Genomic DNA, 24,599 nt, shown 5'->3' on the forward strand with positions numbered 1-24,599 from the left:
GAGTTCGAAAGGGGAACCCGATGCCTGGCCTACATGCCCATCACCGGATCAAAACAACCATTGCCATCTGCTGTTTGCTGGCATTGAGTGCCTGTCTCGCCGCGACCTGCATGGCCCAGCCGACGCCGCTTTCGCCCGCCGAGCAGCGCGAGCAAATTACGGCGGCTAAGTTTCTGGAGGTGTTGCTTCGACGGCCCAACACCGGAACGGCTTTGGACCGCGTTTTCGGATACCACATCGGCGCCGGCGACATCGATCAGGTGATTGATGAACTGACCGCCAAGGCCCAGGACGTCAGCGATGATGACGAATCGGGACGCCACTGGATGGTCGCCGGGTTGTTGCAACTGCAACGCAGCGAGGACGCCGCTGCGATCGAAGCGCTCGCGGAAGCGGAACAGAAACTGAGCGACAATCCGTTGGCAGCCTACTACCACGGGCAAGCGTTGTTGATGGTCGGACGAACCGAGGAGGCGGCCGCGGCGATGCAGCGCGCGATCGACCTGAATCCATCGCGACAAGATCACTTAAAGATCGCCGGACAACTGGGCCGTTTGTACCAGCGCGGCGGAAAGATCGAGGATGCGATCCGGATTTGGGAACAGTTGGAAAAAAGTTTTCCGGGCGATGACGGTGTCCGCCAGCGCATCGCCCGCGTGATGATCGAGGAAGGCGACATCGAAGGAGCTTTGGTCCGTTACGAGGCGTTGGCCAAAGACGCTCGTTCGCCCAACGACCGGATCGTCTTTGCCATGCGGGCGGCCGACCTACGCGCCCAATCCGGTGACCAGCAACAAGCGATCGGCGAATTCGAGCGTCTGCTCAACAAACTGCGGCCGGGTAGCTACCTTTATGACGAAGCCCGGCGACGCATCGAGGCCACGTTCCTCTCCAGCGGCGACTATGCCGGTCTGGCCGAGTACTACGAAAACTGGGTCGATAGCCATCCCGAGGATCTGGGCGCGGTGATCCGGCTCGCCCGCACCCTTTCGATCCAAGGCCGCGGCCCCGAAGCGTTGTCCTGGTTCGAAAAAGCGATCCAGCTGGCTCCGACCGATCCGGCACCGCGGCTGGCTCTGATCAACGCCTACGTCGCCGCCGAAGACTTCGCCCAGGCGGCCAAACAATACGAATCATTGATCGAGCTGGAACCGGGCAACCCGGATCATTTTGTGCGTTGGGGGCAAGTCTTGATGGACGACCCCGCGCAACCCAAAACGGCGCGGACTCAAGCGGCCGCAAAGGTCTGGAAGCGATTGGCCGACGCCCGAAAAGACGATGCCGTCGTTCAATCCCAGTGTGCGGATCTGATGCGTGGCGCGGACTTGATCGAGGATGCGATTTCGCTGTACCAATCGGCCATCAAACTCGCACCGGACCAACCGCAATACAAAGAATACCTCGGCGAGTACCTGCACCAGCTCGATCGCCAGGACGAAGCGACCCAGGTCTGGCGTTCATTGGTCGCCGGCGATCAACGCAACCGCAAGAACCTAGTTCGATTGGCCGAAGTCTTTCATCAATTCGACCGCGCCGACGAAGCGTTGACGGTGATGGCCGAGGCCTGTGAATTGGATCCGACGATCGAAGAACGGTTGAGGTATGCCGAGTGGCTGCGTGACGCCGATCAATTTGAGGCGGCGTTGAATCAAATCGGTTTGGCATCGACCGTCACCGATAACATGGACGACCGAGAACGCGTCTTTGCCGCCGAAGTCAAGACATACCAGGCGTCGGGTAAACTGGACCAACGCATCGAAAAAGCTCGGCAAGAAGCGGTCGATGACGCGAGCGACGCCGAAGCGTTCCGTCGGCTCGCGATCCTGTACAACGCCGCGGGAAAAGTCCCCGAAGCGCTCGACGCGATCGAAACGTCGCTGGAGCAAGCCCCCGGATCGATCGATGCCTTGGAGATCGCCGCGCGAATGTATGAAGATTCCGGACGGCTTCCGTTGGCGATCGAAAAACGGCGGCGGCTGGCCGAGACGGATTCACGATTTCGAAACGGCCACCTGCAAAAACTTTCCTCATTGCATCTCCGCGTCGGCGAAACCGATCAGGCCGTCGCGGTCGGCAAGGAACTGTTGGCCGCCTCGGCCGGTTCCATCGAAGCCTATCGGTTCTATGCCGATTTGTGCGGTTCGATCGGCCGGGTCGACCAACGCTTGGACACGCTCCGACGCTGCGCAAGGCTGAACCCGCGCAGTAACGAAGCACAGCGGATGCTGGCCGGCCAACTGGCCGAGGACTTCAAAACCGACCAGGCGATCGAGCTGTACTGGAAAATGCTCGACAGCGCCGATGACCTGGACGGCCGACGCGAGATCGTCACCACGTTGACGGATCTGTATTTGAGAACCAATCGCTTGGACCAACTGATCGCACGCTTGGAAATTCGTGGGCGTGAATCGGGCGATCGCCGGTCCACCGTCGATTTGATCGCGACGGCGCATCAACAGGCCGGCGACCTCGGGCTGGCCCGCCAAGCACTCGAGGGGCTGTTGAGCGAAGACGGTCGTGACACGATGTTGCTGGAACGTCTGGTTTCCCTGGCCGAACAATCCGGCGAATACGATTCCGCCGTCGCCCTGCAACGTCAACTGACGCGATTGTCGCCCGAGCGAAAAAACGAAGCCCGACTCGCCTCACTGCTGATCGACATCGGCGAAGTGGACGAGGCCCAAACGATGTGGTTTCGGATGGCCGAATCGAACTCCGATCCGACACAATTGGCTCGCAATTTGAACCGCCTGTATGCGGCCGGCGAAGTCGACACGGCGATGAAGCTGGCCCAAAGCCTGCTGGACCGCCACGGCGACGACTGGGAAACCCGTCTGCGACTGATGGTGTTGCAGGCCGACAGTGACGACTGGGAGGCGGCGTCGAAGACCGCCGACGATTTGATCGCGATGAGCCTCGATGACACCACGCTGCCCGAAGGCGGAAAACCCTTTCAGCGAACGGTGCGCGTCAGCGGCGGCCAAACCTACACGCAACCGCCTCTGCAGATCACGCGTTTGCAACAGATGTATGAGTTCTACCGAATCGTCGATGATCGTTACGGCTATCAGTCCACAATGTCGCTGCCCAAACCGATCGACTTCGGTCACGCCAAACTGATGGCACGCTATTGCCAGCTCAAACAGATGTCGACCTCGGGCAAAAAACTCAACGAGCACTTGGCCGATCTGGAAAAGGCCGCGATGGCCGAGGATGCGTCGGCCGATCAGGTTTGGAATTGGTACGAAACCGTCTCTTTGGCGGCAACGGTCCAACAACGCTCCAGCATGAATCCCCAAAATCCCGCCGACTGGGCGCCGCTGTGGAGATTAGCGGAGTCGGACCGGGAGATCGGAATTCCGTTGTTAGTCAACGCGTTCGCCAATCGGACCAGCTATGCCGAGCGTGGCGACATCCAACTGCAAAAGTTGAGCGATGATCGACTCGCTTGGGTCAAATCGAAAGCCGAGTCGCCCGACGAATCCGTCACCGACCAGTACGGCCGCAACGCGTCCTGGCCGATGATCTATGGATCGGAACTGCGGATCGCCGGCAAGGCCGACGAAGCCGAACAATACCTGCAAGCCCAACTGGACGATGCCATTGCGAACCCTGATTCGGTCGGCCTGATGGCGGCGATCCAGCAAGCGTCGGCCCATGGCAGCGACGCACAACTCTGGCCGCTGCTGGAGCGAGCGATCGAAGGAAAAGCGGACTTGCAAGCGACGTTCGGGATGTCCCTCGGGGCTCGACTTCTGTCACTTTTCACCGCAGAGAAACGCGTCACCGACGGATTATCCGAAAGGGCTGCTGACCCCGAGTATCGCCGGCGTGTCATCGCTCTGATGGACCAGATGATCAAAGACGAAGCGGAACGACCGCTGCAGCGACGTCTGATCCGTTTGACGGGAATCGGCGGACCGCGAACGCGGGGCCGAGTCGTCGCCGGTCAATACATCCGCACCGAAATCGAGTTCCCGCCCAGTGGTCTGGGCCCGGACGACCAATTCGTCTTTGCCCAATACGGCGCCTGGGAACAATTGAAGGATCACACCGACCAGTGGATCGAATCGTTGCAGACGCCCGCGTCGGATTCGCTGCAACCGCGCGAGCGAATCGTTCGTCGACTCGCCACCGCAGCACTGTTGTACTGGGAAAAACAGACCGACCAGGCGCTCGAGCAACTCCGCCAGGCGATTCCGCTCGCGTCCAGCGAATTGCCGCAGATGGAACCCGAGCTACGGTTGATGTCCGCGGATCTGCTGTTGCGACTCGGCCGCAAACGCGAAGCCCTGGAGGCGATCGATTCGCTGGCCGTCTATGACCAAAACACGATGGCCGTCCGTGAATTTGCCGCGGCAAGGTTGGCCGCCGCGATCGGCGATCGACAACGAGCCCAAACGGCGGCGCGGCGTTTGTTCGGCGTCCGATTGAACACCGAGGCGCAGATCGAACTGGCAAAGCTGATGCGTCAGTTGGACATGCGGCAACTCGCTTCGGATCTGGTCCGACGTCTCCGCAGCCGCGGCGGCAGCAACACCGACCAATTGCAATCCCTGATGACCTATTTCGTTGCCCAAGGAGAACATGACCAGGCCGCCGAGGTCGCGATGGAACTGTTGCGACGGAGTCTCCCATCGCGGCGAACCACCAGCCGGTACACCACGACCAACCAAGTCCGACGCCGCAACGCCCTGCAAACGCTCTCGACGACCGGGCGGTTGACCTCACTGATCAAGGCCACCGAAGAAAAACTCGAAAATGCTCCCAAAAGCCAACGGATCCGTTCGGAACTGGCCGAACTGTACGTCGCCGCCGGCAAGACGGCGGATTCACAGGCGTTGCTCGGCGAAATCGAGATCAACGATGTCAGCAGTGTCCGCGCCCTGGAAGCCACCGCCGAACAACTCGTGACCGCCGGCCAGATGGACGAGGCCTGTGAAGCGTATTTAAAACTGCTGCGTCGAAAACAAGACATGTTCAGCCAGAAATTTTATGAGATCAAACGACCCTTTGACGCCACGCAGCGACTGGGCGATCTGGCGGATTTGATGATCGAAGTCGGGATCCAGAAATTCACCGACCACCGCGTCTCGGAGATTTGCGAAGACCTGATTCGCAGCGACAATGGGATCGCCAAAGCACGTGAACTCTATTCCGCGATGTTGGACGTTGCGCCGACATCGACCAATTCGATGTACTCGATGAGTAACGTCATGGGGTCGGCCAGCAAGCTTCTGACCGATCGCGAAACCGTCATTCGGACCGCCCGCTACATGATCGACGCGTCTGAAAATGGAACCGGATGGAACGCGTTGTTCAGCGGTTACTCCACCAGTGGCGACGGCCGACACAACAACGTGACCACCTACTTTGTACGCCACGTCGCCGGCGACCAGGGAAATGCAAAAGAGGTAGAAAAACTGTTGCGCGAAAAACTGGACGAGAAAGAGGATTGGCACGAAGGCAAAGTCTGGCTGGCATTGGTGTTGACGACCGACAAGCAGTACGACGAAGCCAAGCAATTGTTAGAGCCGCTGGTCAGCGAGGAACTCAGCCCCCAACCGACGCACGACCTGCTTTGGCTGGTCGGCAGCTTGATCGACACGCATCCGCCGATGCACGAATTGGCCGAACGGATCTACGAATATGCGTTGCAGAATACGACCGATCGCACGAATCGCGAGTTTAAGTATTCATTGAAAGGCCGAGTTTGCAATTTCATGGCGGACATCGGCAACAACCGCCGCGCCCGTGAGATGGCGCTCGAAGCGATCGAGCAGGCCAAAAAGAAGCCGCAGCAAGGTTTCAACAATCCGGAGTACGAAGCCTATCAGCAGATCCAATCGACGATGGCCATGATGGAGTTCATGGCCAAGATCGAGTATCCCACCGATGCACTTCGCATCGCGCGTGAATTTGACATGTCACTGTTTGCCGAAGCAGGCCGCTATCAATCGGGGCGACGGGAGCAGTTCGAAAAACAGCAGCAAGAACTCCTCGATCAAGTCCGCAAGCTGGGCGGATTGGCCACCGTCGAGTCAATGATCAACGCCAAGACCGAAGGGCCCAGCGCCGTCGATTTCGCAATCTCGCTCGGCGACCAACCCTTTACCGAGCACGCGGTTTCATCCCTGTGGGTCGAAATGCTGCAAGACGCCGCGAGCGATGCGAACAACGCCGACGCGTTGGGTGAATTCGCAGCGCAGATGAAATCGCTCGCTGAGGGACGTCCCGACGACGATTCGGCCGCGGCCGCCCATGCGATCGCCGCGGACCTCGTCGGCGACCACGGGGCGCTCAAGGACCTGGTCGAGCGTTGGATGGAGACACCCACCGAATCCTCCCAGGAGAAACAGGAGGAGCCCCAAAGCGATTCGAAGGTGATCAATCAGCGTTTGCGTGGGCGATTGACCATGGTCCTGTTGCTTCGCGCCGACCAAGGCGTTCGCGAGAGCGGAGCGAATGGCAAGCAGGTCGTGACCTCTGATTTGGATTTTGGTTCCATCACCGGCACTAACCAAGTCGAACAGACCTGCCTGATCGCCGCGCTGGGAAAACAGTCACTGGAACGATCCGACAAAGAGTCCGCGCAACGGTTGTGGCAGCGCGCGGTCGACATGGCGGCAAGCCAATGGTTGCTGATCGATCTGTCCCACGCGGCGATCGAAGCCGGGATGCCGGAACTTTCCGCCGCCGCGTTTTCCGCCGCCGTCCCCGCACCGGCTGGTCCCGTTCAGGTCGACCAGTCGACCGATCGCTCCGCCAACTCCCTGGGCGAACTGCTCCGCAGCGCTCGACCGCGACAAACTTCATCGTCTCGTGCAAACGTCAACGAACTGGACGCCGACGAAATCCGGCTGGCGCGGCGGATTCTGGAATTGGATGAAGCCTGGCGGGTGAACAAGTTGTACACGAAATTCGTGTTTGATCCGCTCGTCGCGCTGACGTTAGGAAGCCCCGGATCGCGCCCGCGGCCGTTGTGCGCCCCCGTCGAAATCAAACCAGACGATCGGATCGTCATCCATAGCGTCTTTGATCGATTGGCTCGACGGGCAAGTTGGTCAAAGCGGACCGACAAACTGCTGTCGTTGATCTCCGGCGACGATGCCCAAGCACACCTGATGGCCGGTTTGGTGCTGCTGAACGACAAACGCGGCCAAGCGGCGCTGCCACGATACGAGGCGGTCGATGCAACCACGCTCAGCGCGCTGCCGAAAGAGTTGGTGATGCAATCGCTGTTGCTGGCGTTCCAGGATCCCCATTGTCGCCACCGCGCCATGGAACTAGGGCTCGCACTGGTCGACCAAAACCGTCCCGGCGAGCGATACGCCGAAGTGAATCCCTACGACACGTTCGCACTTTATCTGGCCAAGCAGGGATTGGAGCATGGGTTAAAAGACGACTTGGTCGCAAAAGCCATCAACGACTTTCTTGAATTGACCGCCCACGACAACGATCGCTATTCCAACGCCAGCAGTCGCGTGACCCGACGGTTGGGCCAACTGGACAAGGTCGCCCAATTGTTGCTTCCCAAGGGCCGAGTCGGCGATGCGTTGACCTACCTGGGAATGCGTCAAGACGGTTTTTCGCAAGGCTTTGATCGCAGCAACGACTGGGTCGGTTCCTGGGCGTTGGAATCGATCCAAGGGATGTCCGATCGCAAAGCGGCCTATCAAATCCTGGCGGATTGGACGTTCCAGGGTGACGGTCCGCTGCAAACGATCCGGACACTGGTCCGACGTCAACGGCTGCCCGCGTGGATTCCCGAATCGGTCGGCGGCTATTATCCGCCGTTTCCTCCCGTTGCGGATGAATCGCTACCGATCGCGACCAATTTCTATTCCCTGGCCCGTTTGGCGATGCAGATCAATGTGGGCGATGACTTGTTGAAACGTTTGCGGAAAGCACAAGCCGAGGGCCGCAGCGGTGCCGACACCGCCTTGGCGATTTGTCTCTCGGCGATGAATCAGCCCGTCGATCCCGAGTTGCTTTCCAAAGTCGTCCGGCATTTGGATTCGATTGATCCGGGCGATGGACTACCGGCATCGCAAGCCCCCTTGGCCGAATTGCAACTCGCTTCGATCCTGGCGGCTGAACCCGAACATCACGAGTTCGCGAAGAAAGTGACGAAAGCCCTGATCGACCACACGCACACCCGGTCGCGCGGCTACTTGATGCCTTGGGTTGCACGCTACGAACACAACCATGGTTGGGCCGAAACCTCAGGCCTGCGCACCGGTGACGAATTGGCGCATTGGATCCCGGCAACCCATGCCAGTGCGAAAGACTTCTCGGAAGGGAAAACGGCTCCGATCTGGGTATCCGACGGTGAAGCCCAAGTTCATCATGTTTGCGGGTTCGGCAATGATTCCCTGTGGTTCCGCTACCCCTTGCAAGGCGACTTTACCATTGAAATGGAAATCCGGGACGGCGGCTGGCGCGAAGCGGAATTGCTGTTTGATGGGCTGCTGTTCGCGCCCCTGGCACACAATGGCAGCGTGTATGTCAAATCCCAGAATTCGACCGACTGGGTGCGGTTCTATTCCAAGGCGACGAAGCAAAACGAGTGGAATCGGTGTCGTGTGACGCTGGACGACCAAACGCTCCGCTTTCACGTCAACGACCAACTGGTCTACCGTGAACCACGCAAGGATCATTCCCCGTGGTTTGCCATTCATCTGGCCGGCAACAAACGGACGTCGGTGCGAAACATCAAGATCAGCGGCCAGCCCGTGATTCCACATGACGTGAACTTGATCCCCGGTGACACCTTGCGCGGTTGGTCGGGACAGTACTATGGCGTCGCGCTGCCGACCGCAATCGTGGATGCCCGCCAGCAGGACAAGGACGGAAACGCCCCCAATCGTTACCGGACCGCCCCCAAACCTCAGCGGATCGCAAACCTCGCTTGGACCGTGCACGACGGAGAGCTGCGCAGCGGCGAAATCAAGGCACAGAAATTCAACGGCCAGAACAGCATCCGTTACGAACGCCCGATCGGGGACGGTGAGTCGCTTTCGTATGAGTTCTTCTATGAACCGGCGAAAACCGAAGTCCATCCTTCCATCGGTCGAGTCGCCTACGTGATGCGTCCGAGCGGATTAAAATTGCATTGGATGAGTGCCCCGAATACGGCGTGGAAGATCCCCAAAGGCTTTGAGGTTCCGTTGCCCGGGGCTGAACCGAAGCCGTTACCGCTGAAATCGGGCCAGTGGAACCAAGTCGAATTGACGCGTCACGGATCGCGCGTCCAGATCGTGCTCAATGGTGAAACGATCTTTGACCAGCAACCGCAATCGCGACTCGGCGACATGGTGTTCGGATTCTTCCACAACCGCGAGCAGACATCGGCGCGAATCAGAAACGTCCGGCTGACCGGTCCTTGGCCGACCGAGGTTCCTCAACAACTACTGTCCTTTACCGACACAGAATCTCCATGAGTCAAACAACGGAATCGCTGGCCGAAACGCTTTCCGAGCTACTCGCGCGAAATGTCGCCGTCAATCACCAGGAAATTTGTGAACATGACGGGCTGAATGTGATCGTCGCCGAGATCAGTTATCGGTCCAGCGAACCCGATTCGCGGTCGACGCAGTGGATCCGGGAAACGGTGGCGGTGCCACAGGACACCATCGATCTGCCCCAATTCGCGATGTTTCCGCATTTCAAAGGGATCATCGGAGCGGTCTTTTCGGCGATCGGGGGCATGAACGACGTCAATTTCGACGACTCGCCAAAGTTCTCGGCCGACTACCTGCTGCATGCCTGGAACGAAAAGGCCGTCCGGGTCTTGTTCACTCCGGGAATCCGCGACTATTTCGCCCAGCATCCGGGTTGGAGTGTCCGCGGCAACCGGAACCACATGGTGATCTTCAAGCACAAGACGGTTTGCGAGAGCGACGATCAAGAATCGTTCGTCCGCGATGCCGCCGAGATTTTTCGGTTGTTCCAGTCGGGCGAGGCCGAACTGGATCGTCGTCCGGATATCGACCGAGAAACCCAGGTTCAGGACGCGATGGCGGCGGCCGAGAACATGGGAGGCATCGCGGGGCGGATCCTCCGCAAGGAACTGAACCGAATCGCGCTTTCGAGCGCTGAAGTGCAGGCATTTCTTGCCCAGCCGATCCCGCGACTGGAAATTCCAAGTGGGATGCAACGTCAGGTGATCGCAGACTTGAAAATGTTGATCGCGATGGGCGTTGTGTTTTGCATCGTCGGCGTCGTCGTTCCGGTACTGTGTTTTGTGGTGCTGCAAGGAAACGACCGCCTGCTCGCAGTGCCCTTCGCCGCAACGTTTCTGCTCGCCGGCGGACTGATGTTGTTCTTTTCCATCCGACACGGAAGCCGCAAGAACCGTTTGTTGCGACAAGGGACGCTTCATTCGGGACGGATCGATCGCGTCCAGCGAACCAATACGGAAGTCAACGGAAGACGCCGCTACGTGCTGCATTTGACGTATGACGTGAAGGGCCAAACACGAAAAACGACCGCCAACGTGTATGCAGGCATCGAGCGTGCGAAGTCACTGGCCGAACAAAACGCCCCGGTCCGCGTCCTGGTCGATCCCGATGACGAAAACCACGCCTTGTGCGTCGACGCGCTGGTGATCAGCGAGTAGACATGCCAGCGCGTAACGATGCCAGCACGACGCGTGAGCAAGTGGCCCGCCGTGAGCGGGATGTCACCATGGGCCGCTCGCTCACGCTTCCCGCTGGCATTGCTCTCGCATCGTTTTGCCCCGTATCATTCTGCCTCCCCCACCACCCCACGGAATCCCTGCACGTGCCGCTCGCTGACGCGTCCCGCTGGCATTGCTTGCGTTCTACTGTCCCAGCCGATCGAGTACATTCTTGGTGATCTGGATCACCGCCCGGTCGCCACCAGGCAGCCCGTGCGCCCAATCGGTCGTCCCGGCGGTGACCACCGTTCCGCCTTTTTCGGACGTGTAGACGCCCAACACGGCCGCCCCGACGCGGTCGGTGGGAAAGCGGTCGTACCAGTAACTGTCACCGGGCGCCCAACGAGCCTCACAGGTTCCCAAGATTTGAAACGTCTCCGGAGTGCCATCGGCGTGCGTGGGGACGGGCAGACCGTCGACCCACTTCATCTCGCAACCGTCACACTCGTATCCGACGATGCTGTCGTTTCCACCGAACTCGTCACCTCGTTTTAAACCCGTTCCACGAAACAACCAATGATCGGGACGATGAACGGTAAACGCCCCGGATCCGTCCATGAACTGGCCATGGCTTCGATGGTAACCGCCCCACAGGAATCCGACGCCGGTCAGTTCGTTTTCCGGACGTCCGACCAAGTGATGGCTCCACGCAGTGCTCAGCAAACGGTGATCGCCCGTCCGGTACAGCGGATCCATGTTCGGGGTTTGTTTCCAGGACGTCAGCGTTCGGCCATTATTTCCGCTCCGCACCTGCCAACAACAGGTGTTCCCGCTGAAGAACGCGACGTTGCCGCCGTCGCCGATGAATTGTTCCAAGGAATCGCGCATCGGCGACGACCAGTATTCGTCATGTCCGACGCTGAGAACCAAGCGATAGTCCTTCAGGATCTCGGGGTGAAACTCCAAGTCGCTGTTGACGGCATAGTCGATTGCGTACCCGCTGGATTCTGCCCATCGCACAAACGGCAATTCCCAATTTCTGAATTGGGAATTGATCGGGCGATCAAATGAAACCTGATGTCCCTGCAGACCGTCGCGGTCGTGGTAGCTGTACAGGCTGTGGCCGCCCCAGTTGGTGTAGGCGTTGTAGGTGTTGGTTGACAGTTGCAACAGGATGGTCGACTTCGGTTGCGAATCACCGGATCGAACGACGAAAAACGCGGATCCTTTTGCCGGGTTGTCTCCACCGCTGCTGATCGCGACCTCGTAATAGCCGCTCTTCCATGCGTCGGGGACCGTGAACGTCCAGGCTGCCGGCCAGCCACATCCATCCGACGACGCACGATCGGGAATCGGGTGTGCGGTGCAGGCGATCCCGATCTCACGATGAACCCGTTCCGCCTGGGCGCCGACGCGCGAGATCGTCAGTTCCACGTTCGGCTCGCTGGACGACAGATGAAACGCGATCGTGTCCCCGCCGACGTAGCTGAGTTGATCGGTGTACCCGAACACGTAGGAAGCGGCGGGAGGCATCTGGTCCGCGTGGCCTTGATCGCCCACACCGATTACCATTATCGCCAGTACAATCAGTCGCAATGTCATCTTGACCCTCTGTTTAAACCGTCATGAATAAAGCTTGTGCAGACCAGTGTACTGCGGTTTGACAACCACAGTTGAGGCACATGACTCCGACTGCTGAATCATCGCCGCGTTCGACAGAACAGCCCCACCGATGGCAAAGTGTTCCCACCGATGTCCCCACCCATCATTCTGCCCCGTATCATTCTGCCTCTTCCCCATCGCACGGATTCCCGCACGGGCCGCTCGCTGACGCTTCCCGCTGGCAGTCGTCTCGGATCGTTTTGCCCCCATCGTTTTGCCCCACCAACATGCACAAAATCCTCTTTCTCGCCCTTCTGCTTCCCGCCGCTCCGCTGGCAATCGCTGCTGACCCACCGTCCACGCCGATCACCCACGTCGTGTTTGGATCCTGCATCAAACAAGACCAGCCGGCGCCGATTTTCGCCGCGATGGCGGCTGAGAAAGCAGACTTGATTCTGTTTACCGGCGACAACATTTACGCAGACACCGATGATATGGACGTCATGCGTGCCAAGTATCAAACGCTGTCGCAATTGCCCGGGTTTTCGTCACTGATCGAATCGGCCGCCGTCCTGGCGACCTGGGACGATCACGATTTCGGTGTCAACGATGGCGGTGCGGCGTATCCCAAACGCGCCGAGTCGCAGAAACAGTTCCTCGACTTTTGGGGCGTTCCTGATGACTCGCCTCGTCGTGATCGGGAAGGCGTTTACCACGCGGCAACCTTCGGACCGAAAGGGCAGCGATTGCAAGTCATCTCGCTGGACACGCGTTACTTTCGTTCGCCGCTGAAAACCGGCCAGCGCCGCGTCGGCGGTCCTTATTACCCGGACGACGACGCCGACAAGACGATGCTCGGCCAGGCACAGTGGCGATGGCTTGGCGAACAGCTTCGCAAACCCGCGGATATCCGCTTGATCGTCTCCAGTATCCAATTCATCGCCCAGGATGCCGGCCAAGAATGTTGGGCGAATTTGCCGGCCGAGCGAACGCGCATGTTAAACCTGATCCGCGAGACCAAGGCCAACGGTGTCGTCTTCATCAGCGGCGATCGCCACTGGTCGGAGGTTTCGTTGATGGAACAGGACATGCTTTATCCGATCCACGACATCACCTGTAGCAGTCTAAATCAGCTGCACAAGCGGGGAACGCCCACGGAGAATCGACATCGGATTAGCGAGTCGACCTACCACCGCGAGAACTACGGCCGGTTGATGATTGGTTGGGAATCGGACGATCCGAAGTTGTCGTTTCAAATCTGCGACATCAATGGAAAACCTGTCATCGAACTGCCGTTGCAACTGTCGGGGCTGTCCAAATAGATCGCTCATTGCCCGCTGCCAGTTTTCCTGCCTCCGAAATCATACTGCCTTTCTTCACTGCCATTGTTCGCGGTCACGCTGATGGGAATCGGGAGAGGGAAGGCAGAATGATGGGGGCAAAACGATGGGGGGCAAAACGATGGTGGGCAGAATGATGGTGGGCAGAATGATGATGGGCAGAATGATGGTGGGCAGAATGATGGTGGGCAGAATGATAGATCAGCCGCCCGGGGCCGTTGCATCATCATTCTGCCCCGTATCATTCTGCCATCCCTCTTTTCATCCTCACTGAGGTGGTCGCGAATTTCCGACGTGTTTTGTTGAACACTCGCCTAGCCGTCGGATCTGACATACAATGGAAGCCGGATCCGCCAGACGCAACCACGTCGGTCCGTCTGCGGCCTCTCCCCGCCACCCCCACCCGCCACCCCCATCTGCGTCAGAGCCGACTGAGATTTTGACGCATTGGTCCCGCCTGCCCCGCCAAGAAAGAGATGCCTCACGTGTATTCTCGTCGTTCGGCCAGTGAATCGTCGAAAGTCGTTGCTGGTCTTCGAAGCCCGTTGCCACGCCGCGTCGTCTTGTCGGCGGTCGCGTTGCTTGCCGCGTCGTGTGTCGCGGCCGCCGCGTCGCCGACCCATGCGAATGAACCTGAGTCGGCAGAGCAGGAGAAGTTTTTTGAAAACTCCGTGCGTCCGTTGTTGGTCCAACACTGCGTCGAGTGCCACGGCCCGGATGACCAGTCGGGCGAATTGCGTTTGGATCGACAGGTCCATTTCAAACGCGGTGGGGGCAGCGGCCCGGTCGTCGTTGCCGGGGATCCTGGCGCGAGTCGGCTGATCCGGGCGGTCGGCTATCAAGACAACGGCTTGCAAATGCCTCCGGACAACAAGCTGCCCAACGAAGCAATCGAAATTCTGTCGCGATGGGTGCGCGAGGGAGCCTATTGGCCGGCCGAAACGACGCCGTCGCCCGAGCCATCGGCCGCCATGACGCCCGCCGAGCAAATCGAAGCACAGCGTCAATCGCATTGGTCCTACCAACCGATCACGCCCAAGGAACCGCCGTCGATCGACGACTTGGCAACGCGAGTCTCTGCGGACCAACTCGAATCCTGGGGCGGCAGCACCATGACTCGGATCGACCGTTTCGTGCTCGCACGGCTTGCCGAAGCCGACCTGCCGCCCAACCCACCGGCGGATCGTCGCAGCCTGATCCATCGCGCCTACGACACGCTGCTGGGTTTGCCGCCGACCTACAAACAAGTGCAAGCCTTTGTGCAAGACGACGCTCCCGACGCCTTCGCCAAACTGGTCGATCGGCTGTTGGAAAACCCGCACTACGGCGAACGCTGGGCACGGCATTGGCTGGACATCGCACGCTACGGCGACACCAAGGGTTATCTGCCGGGAAACCAAGAAACACGTTACCCCTATGCGTTCACGTATCGCGATTATGTCATCGATGCGTTCAACGAAGACAAGCCGTTTGACCAGTTCATCGTCGAACAGCTTGCCGCCGACCAGCTGGATCTGGACGGCGAAGACAGAACGGCGCTTGCTGCCATGGGCTTCTTGACCGTCGGCAGACGCTTTATGAATCGTCGGCACGACATCATTGATGACCAGATCGATGTCGTCACACGTGGATTTTTGGGCATGAGTGTCGCCTGTGCCCGCTGCCACGACCACAAATATGACGCCATCCCGACGGCCGACTACTATTCGCTGTACGGCGTGTTCGCCAGTTCGGAAGAACCCGGCACACTGCCGCTGCTCGGCGAACCGAAGCCGTCGCCAGAGTACGAGGCTTTTCTGAAGGCCAGGGCGGACAAGCAAAAAGAAGTCGACGATTGGGTCGAAGAACGTCGCCAGGCAATCCAGCACGAGCTGCGTTCCCGTGTCGCCGACTATCTGGTCTACATCGCCAAGTCGCTGCCACAGTACCGCAAAGGCAAAGTGCCGCCTCAAGGGAAACGCGGTGCGTTGCGATTACCCGCCGCGCGTCGTTGGCAACAGTACCTGGTCACGCCCAACGAATCACCGCACGCCGTCTGGGACCTGCTCCGCCAACTGGCCGCTCTGCCGCCGGAAGAGTTTGCCGAAACGTCGGGGGCGATCTTCGACCAGGCGGCAGACAAAATACCGTCCGATTCGGTCCCCCAGCGTTTGCTCGATGCGCTAAAACAGTCGCAACCGCAATCGTTGCCCGATGCGGCGCAGGTCGTCGGCGACGTTTTGGAAGCGGTTCACGCACAGTGGGTTGAAGCCCGCAAAGCCGATGAAACGCTGCAACGATTGCCGGATGCCGACGATGAAACGCTGCGAATGGTGCTGTGTGCCGCCGACGCACCGACTTCCTTGGACACCGCCCAAGCGGTCGCGCATTTGGACCAATCCGAACGCGGCAGACACAACCAACTGATCAACGGTGTCAACGGAGTCAGCGTCACGCATCCAGGCGCGCCCCCGCGTGGGATGGTGATGGTGGACAAGGCCAAAGCGGTCGAGCCGGTGATCTTTCGGCGTGGTGTTCCGGAAAACCGCGGCGACCGCGTTCCTCGGCGGTTCTTGCAAGTCTTGTCGCACGTCGACGGCGGACAACCCTTTCAAAACGGTAGCGGACGGTTGGAACTGGCCCGGGCCATCGCCGACGTCGACAATCCCCTGACACCACGCGTGATCGTCAATCGGATTTGGCAACACCAGTTCGGCGACGGCTTGGTGCGAACGGCCAGCGACTTCGGTGTCCGCGGTGAACCGCCGACGCATCCGGAGTTGTTGGACCATCTGGCCGCCGAGTTTGTCGCCGATGGCTGGTCCGTCAAACGACTGCAACGCCGAATCATGTTGTCGGCGACGTGGCAACAGTCCAGCCAAACACGCCCCGACGCGATGGAACAAGACCCCGAAAATCGTTTGCTGTGGCACATGCCGCGACGCAGGATGGACTTTGAACCGTTCCGCGATCGCTTGTTGTTCGCCTCGGGACGTTTGGACCAATCGGTCGGCGGACGGTCGGTCATGATCCACAAGGATGCAACGCGTCGCGGCCTGTACGCGTACATCGACCGCGAAGACCTGCCAGGCTTGTTGGCCAGTTTTGACCTTCCCAGTCCCGATGCCAGTCAAGCCAAACGGGCCAAGACCACCGTTCCCCAACAAGCCCTGTTCTTAATGAATTCCGGCTTTGTGATTGAACAAGCCAAGGCGCTGGCGGCGCGAAGTCGATCCGAGGCGGACGACGACGCGCGGCGGCGGATCCGGCGGTTGTACCGTTTCGCCTTGGCACGCGACCCGGAAGACGCTGAAATCGAAGCGGCGCTCGATTTTGTCCTCCAGGATCCCGACAGCCAGGATCCCGACAGCCAGGATCCCGACAGCCAGGATCCCGACAGCCAGGATCCCGACAGCCAGGATCCCGACAACACCCTGGATCCTTGGGGACAGCTCTCCCAAGTGCTGCTTTTGAGTAACGAATTTGCCTTTGTCGACTAGATCATCCCGCCGCGTTTGAGCGAACAGCCCACCATGTCGAATCCTCTTTCAGCTCTCAACCGATGCCCCACCACCCGTCGTGAATTCCTGCGTCGCAGCGGGATCGGACTGGGCACGCTCGGGTTGGCCGGTGTGATGGCCGATGACAGCTCACGCTCGCTGCTGGCCGCAGGTGCGACCAACCCGATGTCGCCCAAGACGCCGCATTTTGCCCCCAAGGCCAATGCGGTGATTCACTTGTTCCTCAACGGCGGGCCGTCCCAGGTCGACACGTTCGACCCCAAACCGGCGCTGGATCAATACCACGGTAAATCGATCCCGCTGGATCTGCGCACCGAACGCGAAACCGGCGCGGCCTATCGGTCGCCGTTCAAGTTCAAAAAGTACGGCCAAAGCGGTATCGAAGTCAGCGAGTTGTTTTCCCACGTCGGTGAAATGATCGATGACGTCTGCGTCATCCGTTCCATGCACGCCGATGTCCCCAATCACGAACCGTCGCTGATGCTGATGAACTGCGGTAACGGCCAACTGGTCCGCCCCTCGGTCGGGTCCTGGGTGACGTACGGACTGGGCAGCGAAAACCAGAATCTACCCGGATTCATCGCGATGTGCCCCAACGGATACCCGATCAAGGGAGCCGAAAATTGGCAGGCCGGATTTCTGCCCGGTGCCTATCAAGGGACCTACATCGACAGCAAACACAAAGAAATCGAAAAGCTGATCGCCAACATCCGCAACGCCGCCGGTTTGCCCCGGGACCAACAACGGCGTCAATTGGATCTGTTGCAAACGTTAAATCGCCGGCACCAGGAAGCGCGCCAGCAGGACGCGGAACTGGAATCGCGGGTCCAGAGTTTCGAACTCGCCTATCGCATGCAAATCGAGGCGACCGACGCGTTCGATATCAGCCGCGAACCACAATCGATTCGCGACATGTACGGCGATTCGGTCCAAGCCCGACAGATCTTGATCGCCCGACGATTGGTCGAACGCGGAGTGCGTTACATCCAGCTTTGGCACGGAGCCGGCCAACCGTGGGACAGCCACGACAAAATCGAAGACAACCATCGCCGACTTGCCGGCCAGTGTTCGCAAGCCATCGGCGCGTTGTTGAAAGATTTGAAACAGCGTTCGCTGCTGGAAGACACGCTGGTGATCTGGGGCGGCGAATTCGGACGCACGCCCACGGTCGAACTGCCCAAGCCCGGGGCCAATGCCGGAACCAACAGCGGTCGCGACCACAACCATTACGGTTTCACGATGTGGATGGCCGGCGGCGGCGTGAAGGGGGGCCATGTGCACGGGGCGACCGATGAATTCGGTTTCCAGGCCGTGGAGAATCGCGTGCATGTACATGACTTGCACGCCACGATCATGCACTTGCTGGGGTTCGACCACGAACGGCTGACCTACCGTTACGCCGGCCGCGATTTCCGATTGACCGACGTCCACGGCAACGTCGTCCACGACATCATCGCGTAAAACGACGTGGGACAGGTTCCCGGCCTGCCGGATCGAAATCCAGGCTCGCCGGAGCCGCATGGGGGACCGGCGATGTCGAAGACGGATCGTGCAGCGCGATCTGGTTTACAATGCCGGTGATGCGTCCATGTCGGCCGCGTCGACACGCGTGGCGTCGGCTACCGGCGGACTGCGACACGTTCTCCTTCCTTCAATACAGCCACAACGATGTTGCGTTTATTTTCCTACAGCCTCTTTCTGTTGGCGACGATCGGTTTGTGCACCTTGTCGACGGCCGAAAGTCCGGGTGAGCGAAAGCTGCAAGAACTGGTCCACCGCGATGCCGTCGTGATCCCGCTCTGGCCCGAGAACCATGTTGCCAATCAACTCACTCGCGACGTTCCTGCGGAAGCGGTCGCAGATTCCAAAAGCGGCAAACCCGCGATCAGCAACGTCTCGGTGCCGAGCGTGATCCTGGTGCCTCCACCCGATGGCGTCCCAGCGACCGGCACGACGCTCGTGTTCGCCCCCGGTGGTGGCTACGGCCGTCTCTCGCTGCCCAACGCGGTCGACATTTGCAACTGGGCCGGTACCGTCGGTGCCCACTGCGCCGTGCTGAAGTATCGCGTGCCACGTGCGGCCGACGACCCGGGGCATCGGATTCCACTCGCCGACGCCCAGCGTGCCGTGCGACTGCTGCGTGCTGACGCAAGCGAACTCGGACTCGATGCGGACAAGATCATCATGGTCGGATCATCCGCGGGCGGTCATCTCGCCTTCAATCTGGCCAACAATCACGGCGCGCAAACGTACTCGCCGCTCGATACCGCCGATCGGCAAAGTGCGCGCCCCGACGCGGTGCTGCTGTTGTACCCGGCCTACCTGACCCAGCCGACCACTTCGTTGAATGCGGATCCGCATTTGCACCTCGATCAGTTGAGCCCCGAGCGAACGCCGCCGGTGTTCATGACCGTCACCCGCCCCGACAAGTTCACTTGGGGCGCGGTCAACACGATGCTGCGACTGAGACAATCCAAGGTGCCGGCCGAGCTGCATGTCTATCCCGAAGGCGGACACGGCGGCTGTTTTGACAAGTATCCGTTGATGGAATTCGTCCGTCCGGCGGCCCGGTTTTTGAATGGCCAGGGGCTGTTTACCGAATCGATGCAGCAGGAAAGTAACGCGCTGCTGGATCGCTTGGAATCGACGTTTCTGGACGCCGTCGCGGTTCAACCGAAGGCGGGGGAATCCGACACGGTGAAACAGTCGCTCGAGTCAGACCACTCGGGTTGGACCGCCGGCGATCAAAAACTCGCCGCACTGCGGCAATCGCCCCCGGACGTGATCTCGCTGTGGCCCGGGGATGGCAAATGCGCTGACGATCCGGCGAACGACTTGGAAGAACAACTTCCGCAACGGCCGGACGGTTTGGTCCGCATCACGAACGTTTCCCGGCCGACCCTGCACGTGTGGCGGCCCGAACAACCCGACGGCCGCGCCGTCATCATCTTTCCCGGTGGCGCCTACAACGCCTTGGCGGCACAACATGAAGGCACGGACATCGCGCGCTGGTTAAACAGCCTGGGCATCACCGCCTTCGTCACCAAATACCGTGTCCCACGCCGCGACGGTTTGGACAAGCACGCCGTTGCACTCCAGGACGCTCAACGGGCGATCCGGCTGGTGCGGAGCCGCGCCACCGACTTCGACATCGATCCGAACCAAATCGGTGTGCTGGGGTTTTCCGCCGGCGGCAATCTGGCAATGTTGACCGTCCATCAGTCGGATTTCCAAAGTTACCCGCCCGGCGATGCGATGGACAAGGTCGACGTCGCCCCCAACTTTGCGATCTTGATCTATCCCGCCTACCTGACTGCCGACGGAACGACCGATGGCTTGGACCCGCTGGTCAAAGCACTCCCGTCCCGCAGCGACTACCCACCGGTTTACCTGGCCGTCGCAGCGGATGATCGCTTCGCCCCCGACTCGCTGCACTACCTGCTGCACCTGCACCAGGCCAACGTGCCCGGGGAATTGCACGTCTACGCCAGCGGCGGCCACGGCAAGGGGCTACGTGAAATCGGAGGCCCGTTTGCCCAGTGGACGCGATCCTGTGCCCGCTGGCTGGACGATCTAAAACGGGGAACGACGCAGGTGATCGTGGCGGACGCTCAATGAAATGGGGGGACTGACGAAGTCCGGTCTGTTGGAATCCGATGGCCCCGGTCGCAGCAGAACCATGGGCGTCAAGCACTCATTCGTGCTCGACGTTCAGCGGGAGAACTGGATCCACGGCTCGATAGGCCTGGATCACGGCCGCTTCGCCGGCGGGCCCCTTGCCGGCGTTCTTGTGCTCCATCCCCACGATGCCCGTGTAGCCACGCTGGTGTAGATGGGCAAACACGTTGCGATAGTTGATCTCGCCCGTGCCCGGCTCGCGGCGTCCCGGATTGTCACCGCATTGAAAATAAGCGATCTCGTCCCAGCATCGATCGATGTTCGGGATCAAATTGCCTTCGGTGATCTGTTGGTGATAGATATCAAACAGAATCTTGCACGAGGGCCGCGCGACGGCTTTGCAAATCAAATAGGCTTGTGGTGAACCGTGCAGCAACACGCCGGGATGATTGGTTTTGCGATTGAGCGGTTCAAGCACCATCACCAAGCCGTGCGGTTCGACCACGTCACAGCATCGTTTCAATAACTCGATGCAGTTAGCCATTTGATACTCATGCGGCAATTTCGGATCGACCAACCCCGGAACGACGGTCAAGTGGGTCGCGTTGACGCGGCGGGCCACGTCGACGATTCCACGCATGGTTTTCACAATCTCTTCGCGAACCTCCTGATCGTCACCGGCAAAATTGACAGATTTCCAAACGCCCTTGAGCGCCGAGATCACGCCCATCTGGATCCCCAGCCGCTGCATCTCCTGGGCGATCGCGGCTTGCTGGTCGGGCGACCGATCCTTCATCGGATTGTCCTCCCAGGCGCGGAACCCTTGGTCGGCGGCGAAGCGAAGCTGGTCCAGCAGATCCTCACCCGCCGAGTGGGCGAACATTCCGAAATGCGGGGCGTAGTTCAATGTGAACGGCCGCGACGGGTCGGCGGCCGATGTGTTGCCACCGGCCAGCGTTGACGCGAGCACGGTGGCCGCCGTGGCGACGGAGAATTGACGTCGATCCATCACAGCACCTTCGTTTCGCCGGGTTTGGCAATCGCATACGAACCGTCGTCGAGCGGACGGATCGGCGCGGGGGCGTCCCAGGATTCGGCGTCGGTCGTCAACACCGTTTCGCTGGCCATCGCGTCGTCCCAAGCGACCGTTTTGCCGCTGTAGGTCGCCAGCCGGCCCAGGATCGCCGTCATCGTGCTGCTGGCGCTATAGTCGACCTCGTGATGTGCTGTGTCCTCCACCACCGCCTTCATCAACGCGTTCCATTCGACTTGGTAGGGACTTTGGTAATCCTTGCCACGCCGGCGCGGTGATTCCCAAATCGTTGTCTCGCCGCTGGTCAGCGAACAGCGCGTCGTGCTCAATTCCGCAACGCCCTCGGTGCCGACAATCTGCTCGGCAACCAATTTGGTACAGCCCGGGATTTGGCGGCAGTAACTGTGCAGAATGGTTCCGTCGGCGTACTCATAGTTGACCGCGTGATGATCAAAAATGTTCCCGTACTTTTTGTCCGTGCGAACCTGACGCCCTCCCATCCCTTCGGCCCGGACCGGGTGATCCCCGAACGCCCAATTGCAGACGTCCAGGTTGTGGATGTGTTGTTCACAGATATGGTCGCCGCTCAACCAGTCAAAGAAGTACCAGTTGCGGACCTGGTACTGCAATTCGGTCATGTCTTCGCGAGGCATCGCGGTCTTGGCGGGAAAGCCGGTGTTCCAAAAACAACGCATCGAAACGATACGTCCGATTTCACCGCCATGGATCCGCTTCATCGCCTCCAGGTAAATGTCTTGATGGTGCCGCTGCAGCCCGACACCGACTTTCAAGTTTGCTTGCCGAGCCTTTTCGCCCGAAGCCAGGATCCGCCGGACGCCGTGGGCATCACTGGCCAACGGCTTTTCCATGAACACGTGTTTGCCCGCGTTGACGGCGGCTTCGAAATGCAGCGGGCGGTAACCGGGCGGTCCGGTCAAGATCACCAAATCGACGTCGGAATCGAGGACCTTTCGATAGGCGTCCAATCCGACGTATTGGCGTTCGGGCGGCACATCGATCGCATTGCCGAATCCGCTGCCTTGTTCGATCTTCGATTTGCCGGCTTTGCCACGCATCAGCGAACTGTGGCTGATCCGCAAGCGATCCGGGAACGCATCGGCCATGGCCCACAGCACGGCATCGCGGCCGGTCGACAGCGAGTGCGCCGCCGCTCCGGTTCCGCGTCCGCCACAACCGATCAACCCGATCTTGATGCGGTCCGATCCCGCGGCGTAGGCCCGCGAGGCGAGCGCCGATGGCACAACACCGGCTGCCAGCGTCGATGTGATCGCCTTCCGCCGATTCACACCCGCGGGAGAAGACTGTGTGCGGGGTTCATCGTTCATTGCCCAAGCCGCCTTTGCTGTGGATGAAGTGTCGTGGTCGTTGTCGATCGGCTAGTATATCCAATGGAATCTGCTCCCGCTGGTTCTCTCCCACTCGTTCTCAATCGCTCGGTTGCCCCTTCGCTCGAAACGAAACGATGGACAAGCCCTACACTCCGATCAGCTGCGGCTTCTACGACCAGCTCGAAATCCTGGCGATGCGCAAGTCGTCGACAATGATCCGCTACCGAGACGCCGAAGAACACGAACAACAAGTCACCGCGGTGGTGGTCGATGTTTATTCCAAAGACAAACAGGAATGGTTGAAGCTCGATGACGGGACGATCATTCGCCTGGATCGGCTGATCAGCGTCGATGGAAAGCCGCTGTCGGATCAATGCGAGCCCTAGGTTGGGTCGCACCACTTTGGCGTAGCTACGTTCGACCGGCGATGTACTCCGACACGCACCGATTCCATTCCGGTCAACCGAATTCCAAAACCGCTTTGACACATCCGTCTTTTCCGCCGGCGAACGTTTGATAGGCTTCTTCGGCATCGTCAACGCCGAACCGATGGGTGACGCACCAGGAAAAATCCATTGGCTCGCTGGACAACATTTCCGGCAAGACATCCATGTAGCTCCGCGCGGGACAGCGGCCGGTGCGGTAGGTCAGGTTTTTGTCGTAGGCGTCGGCCGGTGTGAACGCAAAGTTTGGTGTGCAATGACATCCGATCACCGACAGACGGCCGCCGGGCCGAATCAACCGATAGGCCAACGCTTGCGCCTCAGGCAATCCGACAAACTCCATCACCCCGTCGGCACCGCGGCCCTCGGTCGCCGATCGAACCGCCGACAACACCTCCTCGGAATCGCTGAACACGGTCGCACCGAGCCGCTGGGCAATCTGTAACCGCGACGTGTTGGGGTCGACCGCATAGATGTTTCGTGCCCCCATCCGACGCGCCGAGGCGATCGCCAACAACCCGACCGTCCCGCACCCGACCACGGCAAACACGTCCTCGCCGATCGACGACGGTTCGATCGCCATCGAGGCGCCGAAATAGCCGGTGCTCATGTTATCGCCCAGCAACAACGCCGCGACGGAATCGATCCCGTCGGGGATTTTCATCAACGTTCCATCGGCCAGTGGCACGCGAACCCGTTCCGATTGCCCGCCGTGCAACCCGACGCCGTTTTGACGCCAACCGAACAATTGGCCGCGGGGGCATCGCGATGACAGTCCACGTTGACAATAGAAACAGGTCCCACAGTTGGTCGTGAACGGGCTGCAGACGCGATCACCGATCGCCACGCTGCGGACCTGATCACCGACCTCCAGCACCCGTCCGACAAATTCGTGCCCCATCACCGTGCCGGGATCCAAGCCGGATTCGCGGCCGAAATAGGGATGCAGGTCGCTACCACACAAGCCGGCCAGTTCGACTTGGACCACTGCATCGGTGGCGGACTGCAACGCCGCATCGGCGATCTCTTGCACGGCAACCTGTCGGACACTTTGAAAACAAACGGCACGCATGGATGGGATGACGGGGAAGCA

At 59.9% G+C, this 24,599-nt stretch carries 11 protein-coding genes; 7 read left to right on the plus strand and 4 right to left on the minus strand.

Going from position 1 to position 24,599, the window contains the following annotated elements; all coding sequences use genetic code 11:
• The first annotated feature begins 20 nt into the window (after window positions 1-20).
• Window positions 21-9,443, plus strand: coding sequence for a DUF1583 domain-containing protein (locus H1B37_RS16275; protein WP_182867710.1), 9,423 nt, complete (start codon window positions 21-23; stop codon window positions 9,441-9,443).
• Window positions 9,440-10,621: a DUF3592 domain-containing protein gene (locus H1B37_RS16280; protein WP_182867711.1), complete on the plus strand. Its 1,182-nt coding sequence runs from the start codon at window positions 9,440-9,442 to the stop codon at window positions 10,619-10,621. The genes H1B37_RS16275 and H1B37_RS16280 overlap by 4 nt, the downstream gene beginning before the upstream one ends.
• A gap of 204 nt (window positions 10,622-10,825) precedes the next feature.
• On the opposite strand, the gene H1B37_RS16285 is transcribed toward H1B37_RS16280, so the two are convergent.
• A complete protein-coding gene (locus H1B37_RS16285) occupies window positions 10,826-12,223 on the minus strand; it encodes a N,N-dimethylformamidase beta subunit family domain-containing protein (RefSeq protein ID WP_220498227.1) in 1,398 nt (465 codons plus the stop codon).
• A gap of 287 nt (window positions 12,224-12,510) precedes the next feature.
• On the opposite strand from H1B37_RS16285, the gene H1B37_RS16290 reads away from it, so the two are divergent.
• The 4 genes from H1B37_RS16290 (at window position 12,511) to H1B37_RS16305 (ending at window position 20,681) form a co-directional block, all read left to right on the plus strand.
• Window positions 12,511-13,545 carry an alkaline phosphatase D family protein gene (locus tag H1B37_RS16290; RefSeq protein WP_182867712.1) on the plus strand — a complete coding sequence of 345 codons (1,035 nt, stop codon included), beginning with the start codon at window positions 12,511-12,513 and terminating at the stop codon, window positions 13,543-13,545.
• Window positions 13,546-14,108: 563 nt separating this feature from the next.
• Entirely contained in the window at window positions 14,109-17,042 is a 2,934-nt protein-coding gene (locus H1B37_RS16295) for a PSD1 and planctomycete cytochrome C domain-containing protein (RefSeq protein ID WP_182867713.1), read from the plus strand.
• Window positions 17,043-17,075: 33 nt separating this feature from the next.
• Window positions 17,076-18,524: a DUF1501 domain-containing protein gene (locus tag H1B37_RS16300; RefSeq protein ID WP_182867714.1), complete on the plus strand. Its 1,449-nt coding sequence runs from the start codon at window positions 17,076-17,078 to the stop codon at window positions 18,522-18,524.
• A 207-nt stretch (window positions 18,525-18,731) separates the two neighbouring features.
• Window positions 18,732-20,681, plus strand: coding sequence for an alpha/beta hydrolase (locus tag H1B37_RS16305; protein WP_182867715.1), 1,950 nt, complete (start codon window positions 18,732-18,734; stop codon window positions 20,679-20,681).
• A gap of 76 nt (window positions 20,682-20,757) precedes the next feature.
• Here the strand turns inward: H1B37_RS16305 and H1B37_RS16310 are convergent, their stop codons facing one another.
• Both H1B37_RS16310 and H1B37_RS16315 read right to left on the minus strand, forming a co-directional pair.
• The gene (locus H1B37_RS16310; protein WP_182867716.1) at window positions 20,758-21,690 is read right to left on the minus strand and encodes a hydroxypyruvate isomerase family protein; all 933 of its coding nucleotides are present in this window, start codon (window positions 21,688-21,690) and stop codon (window positions 20,758-20,760) included.
• Window positions 21,690-23,060 (minus strand): Gfo/Idh/MocA family protein, encoded by a 1,371-nt coding sequence (locus H1B37_RS16315; RefSeq protein ID WP_182867717.1) that lies wholly within the window; start codon window positions 23,058-23,060, stop codon window positions 21,690-21,692. Before H1B37_RS16315 ends, H1B37_RS16310 begins: the two co-directional genes overlap by 1 nt.
• A 137-nt stretch (window positions 23,061-23,197) precedes the next feature.
• Between H1B37_RS16315 and H1B37_RS16320 the strand changes: the two genes are divergently transcribed.
• Window positions 23,198-23,449: a Rho-binding antiterminator gene (locus tag H1B37_RS16320; protein WP_182867718.1), complete on the plus strand. Its 252-nt coding sequence runs from the start codon at window positions 23,198-23,200 to the stop codon at window positions 23,447-23,449.
• Window positions 23,450-23,522: 73 nt separating this feature from the next.
• Here the strand turns inward: H1B37_RS16320 and H1B37_RS16325 are convergent, their stop codons facing one another.
• The gene (locus tag H1B37_RS16325; RefSeq protein WP_182867719.1) at window positions 23,523-24,578 is read right to left on the minus strand and encodes an alcohol dehydrogenase catalytic domain-containing protein; all 1,056 of its coding nucleotides are present in this window, start codon (window positions 24,576-24,578) and stop codon (window positions 23,523-23,525) included.
• Window positions 24,579-24,599 lie beyond the last annotated feature (21 nt).

Source organism: Stieleria mannarensis (assembly GCF_014154935.1).
Classification (GTDB): Bacteria; Planctomycetota; Planctomycetia; order Pirellulales; family Pirellulaceae; genus Stieleria; species Stieleria mannarensis.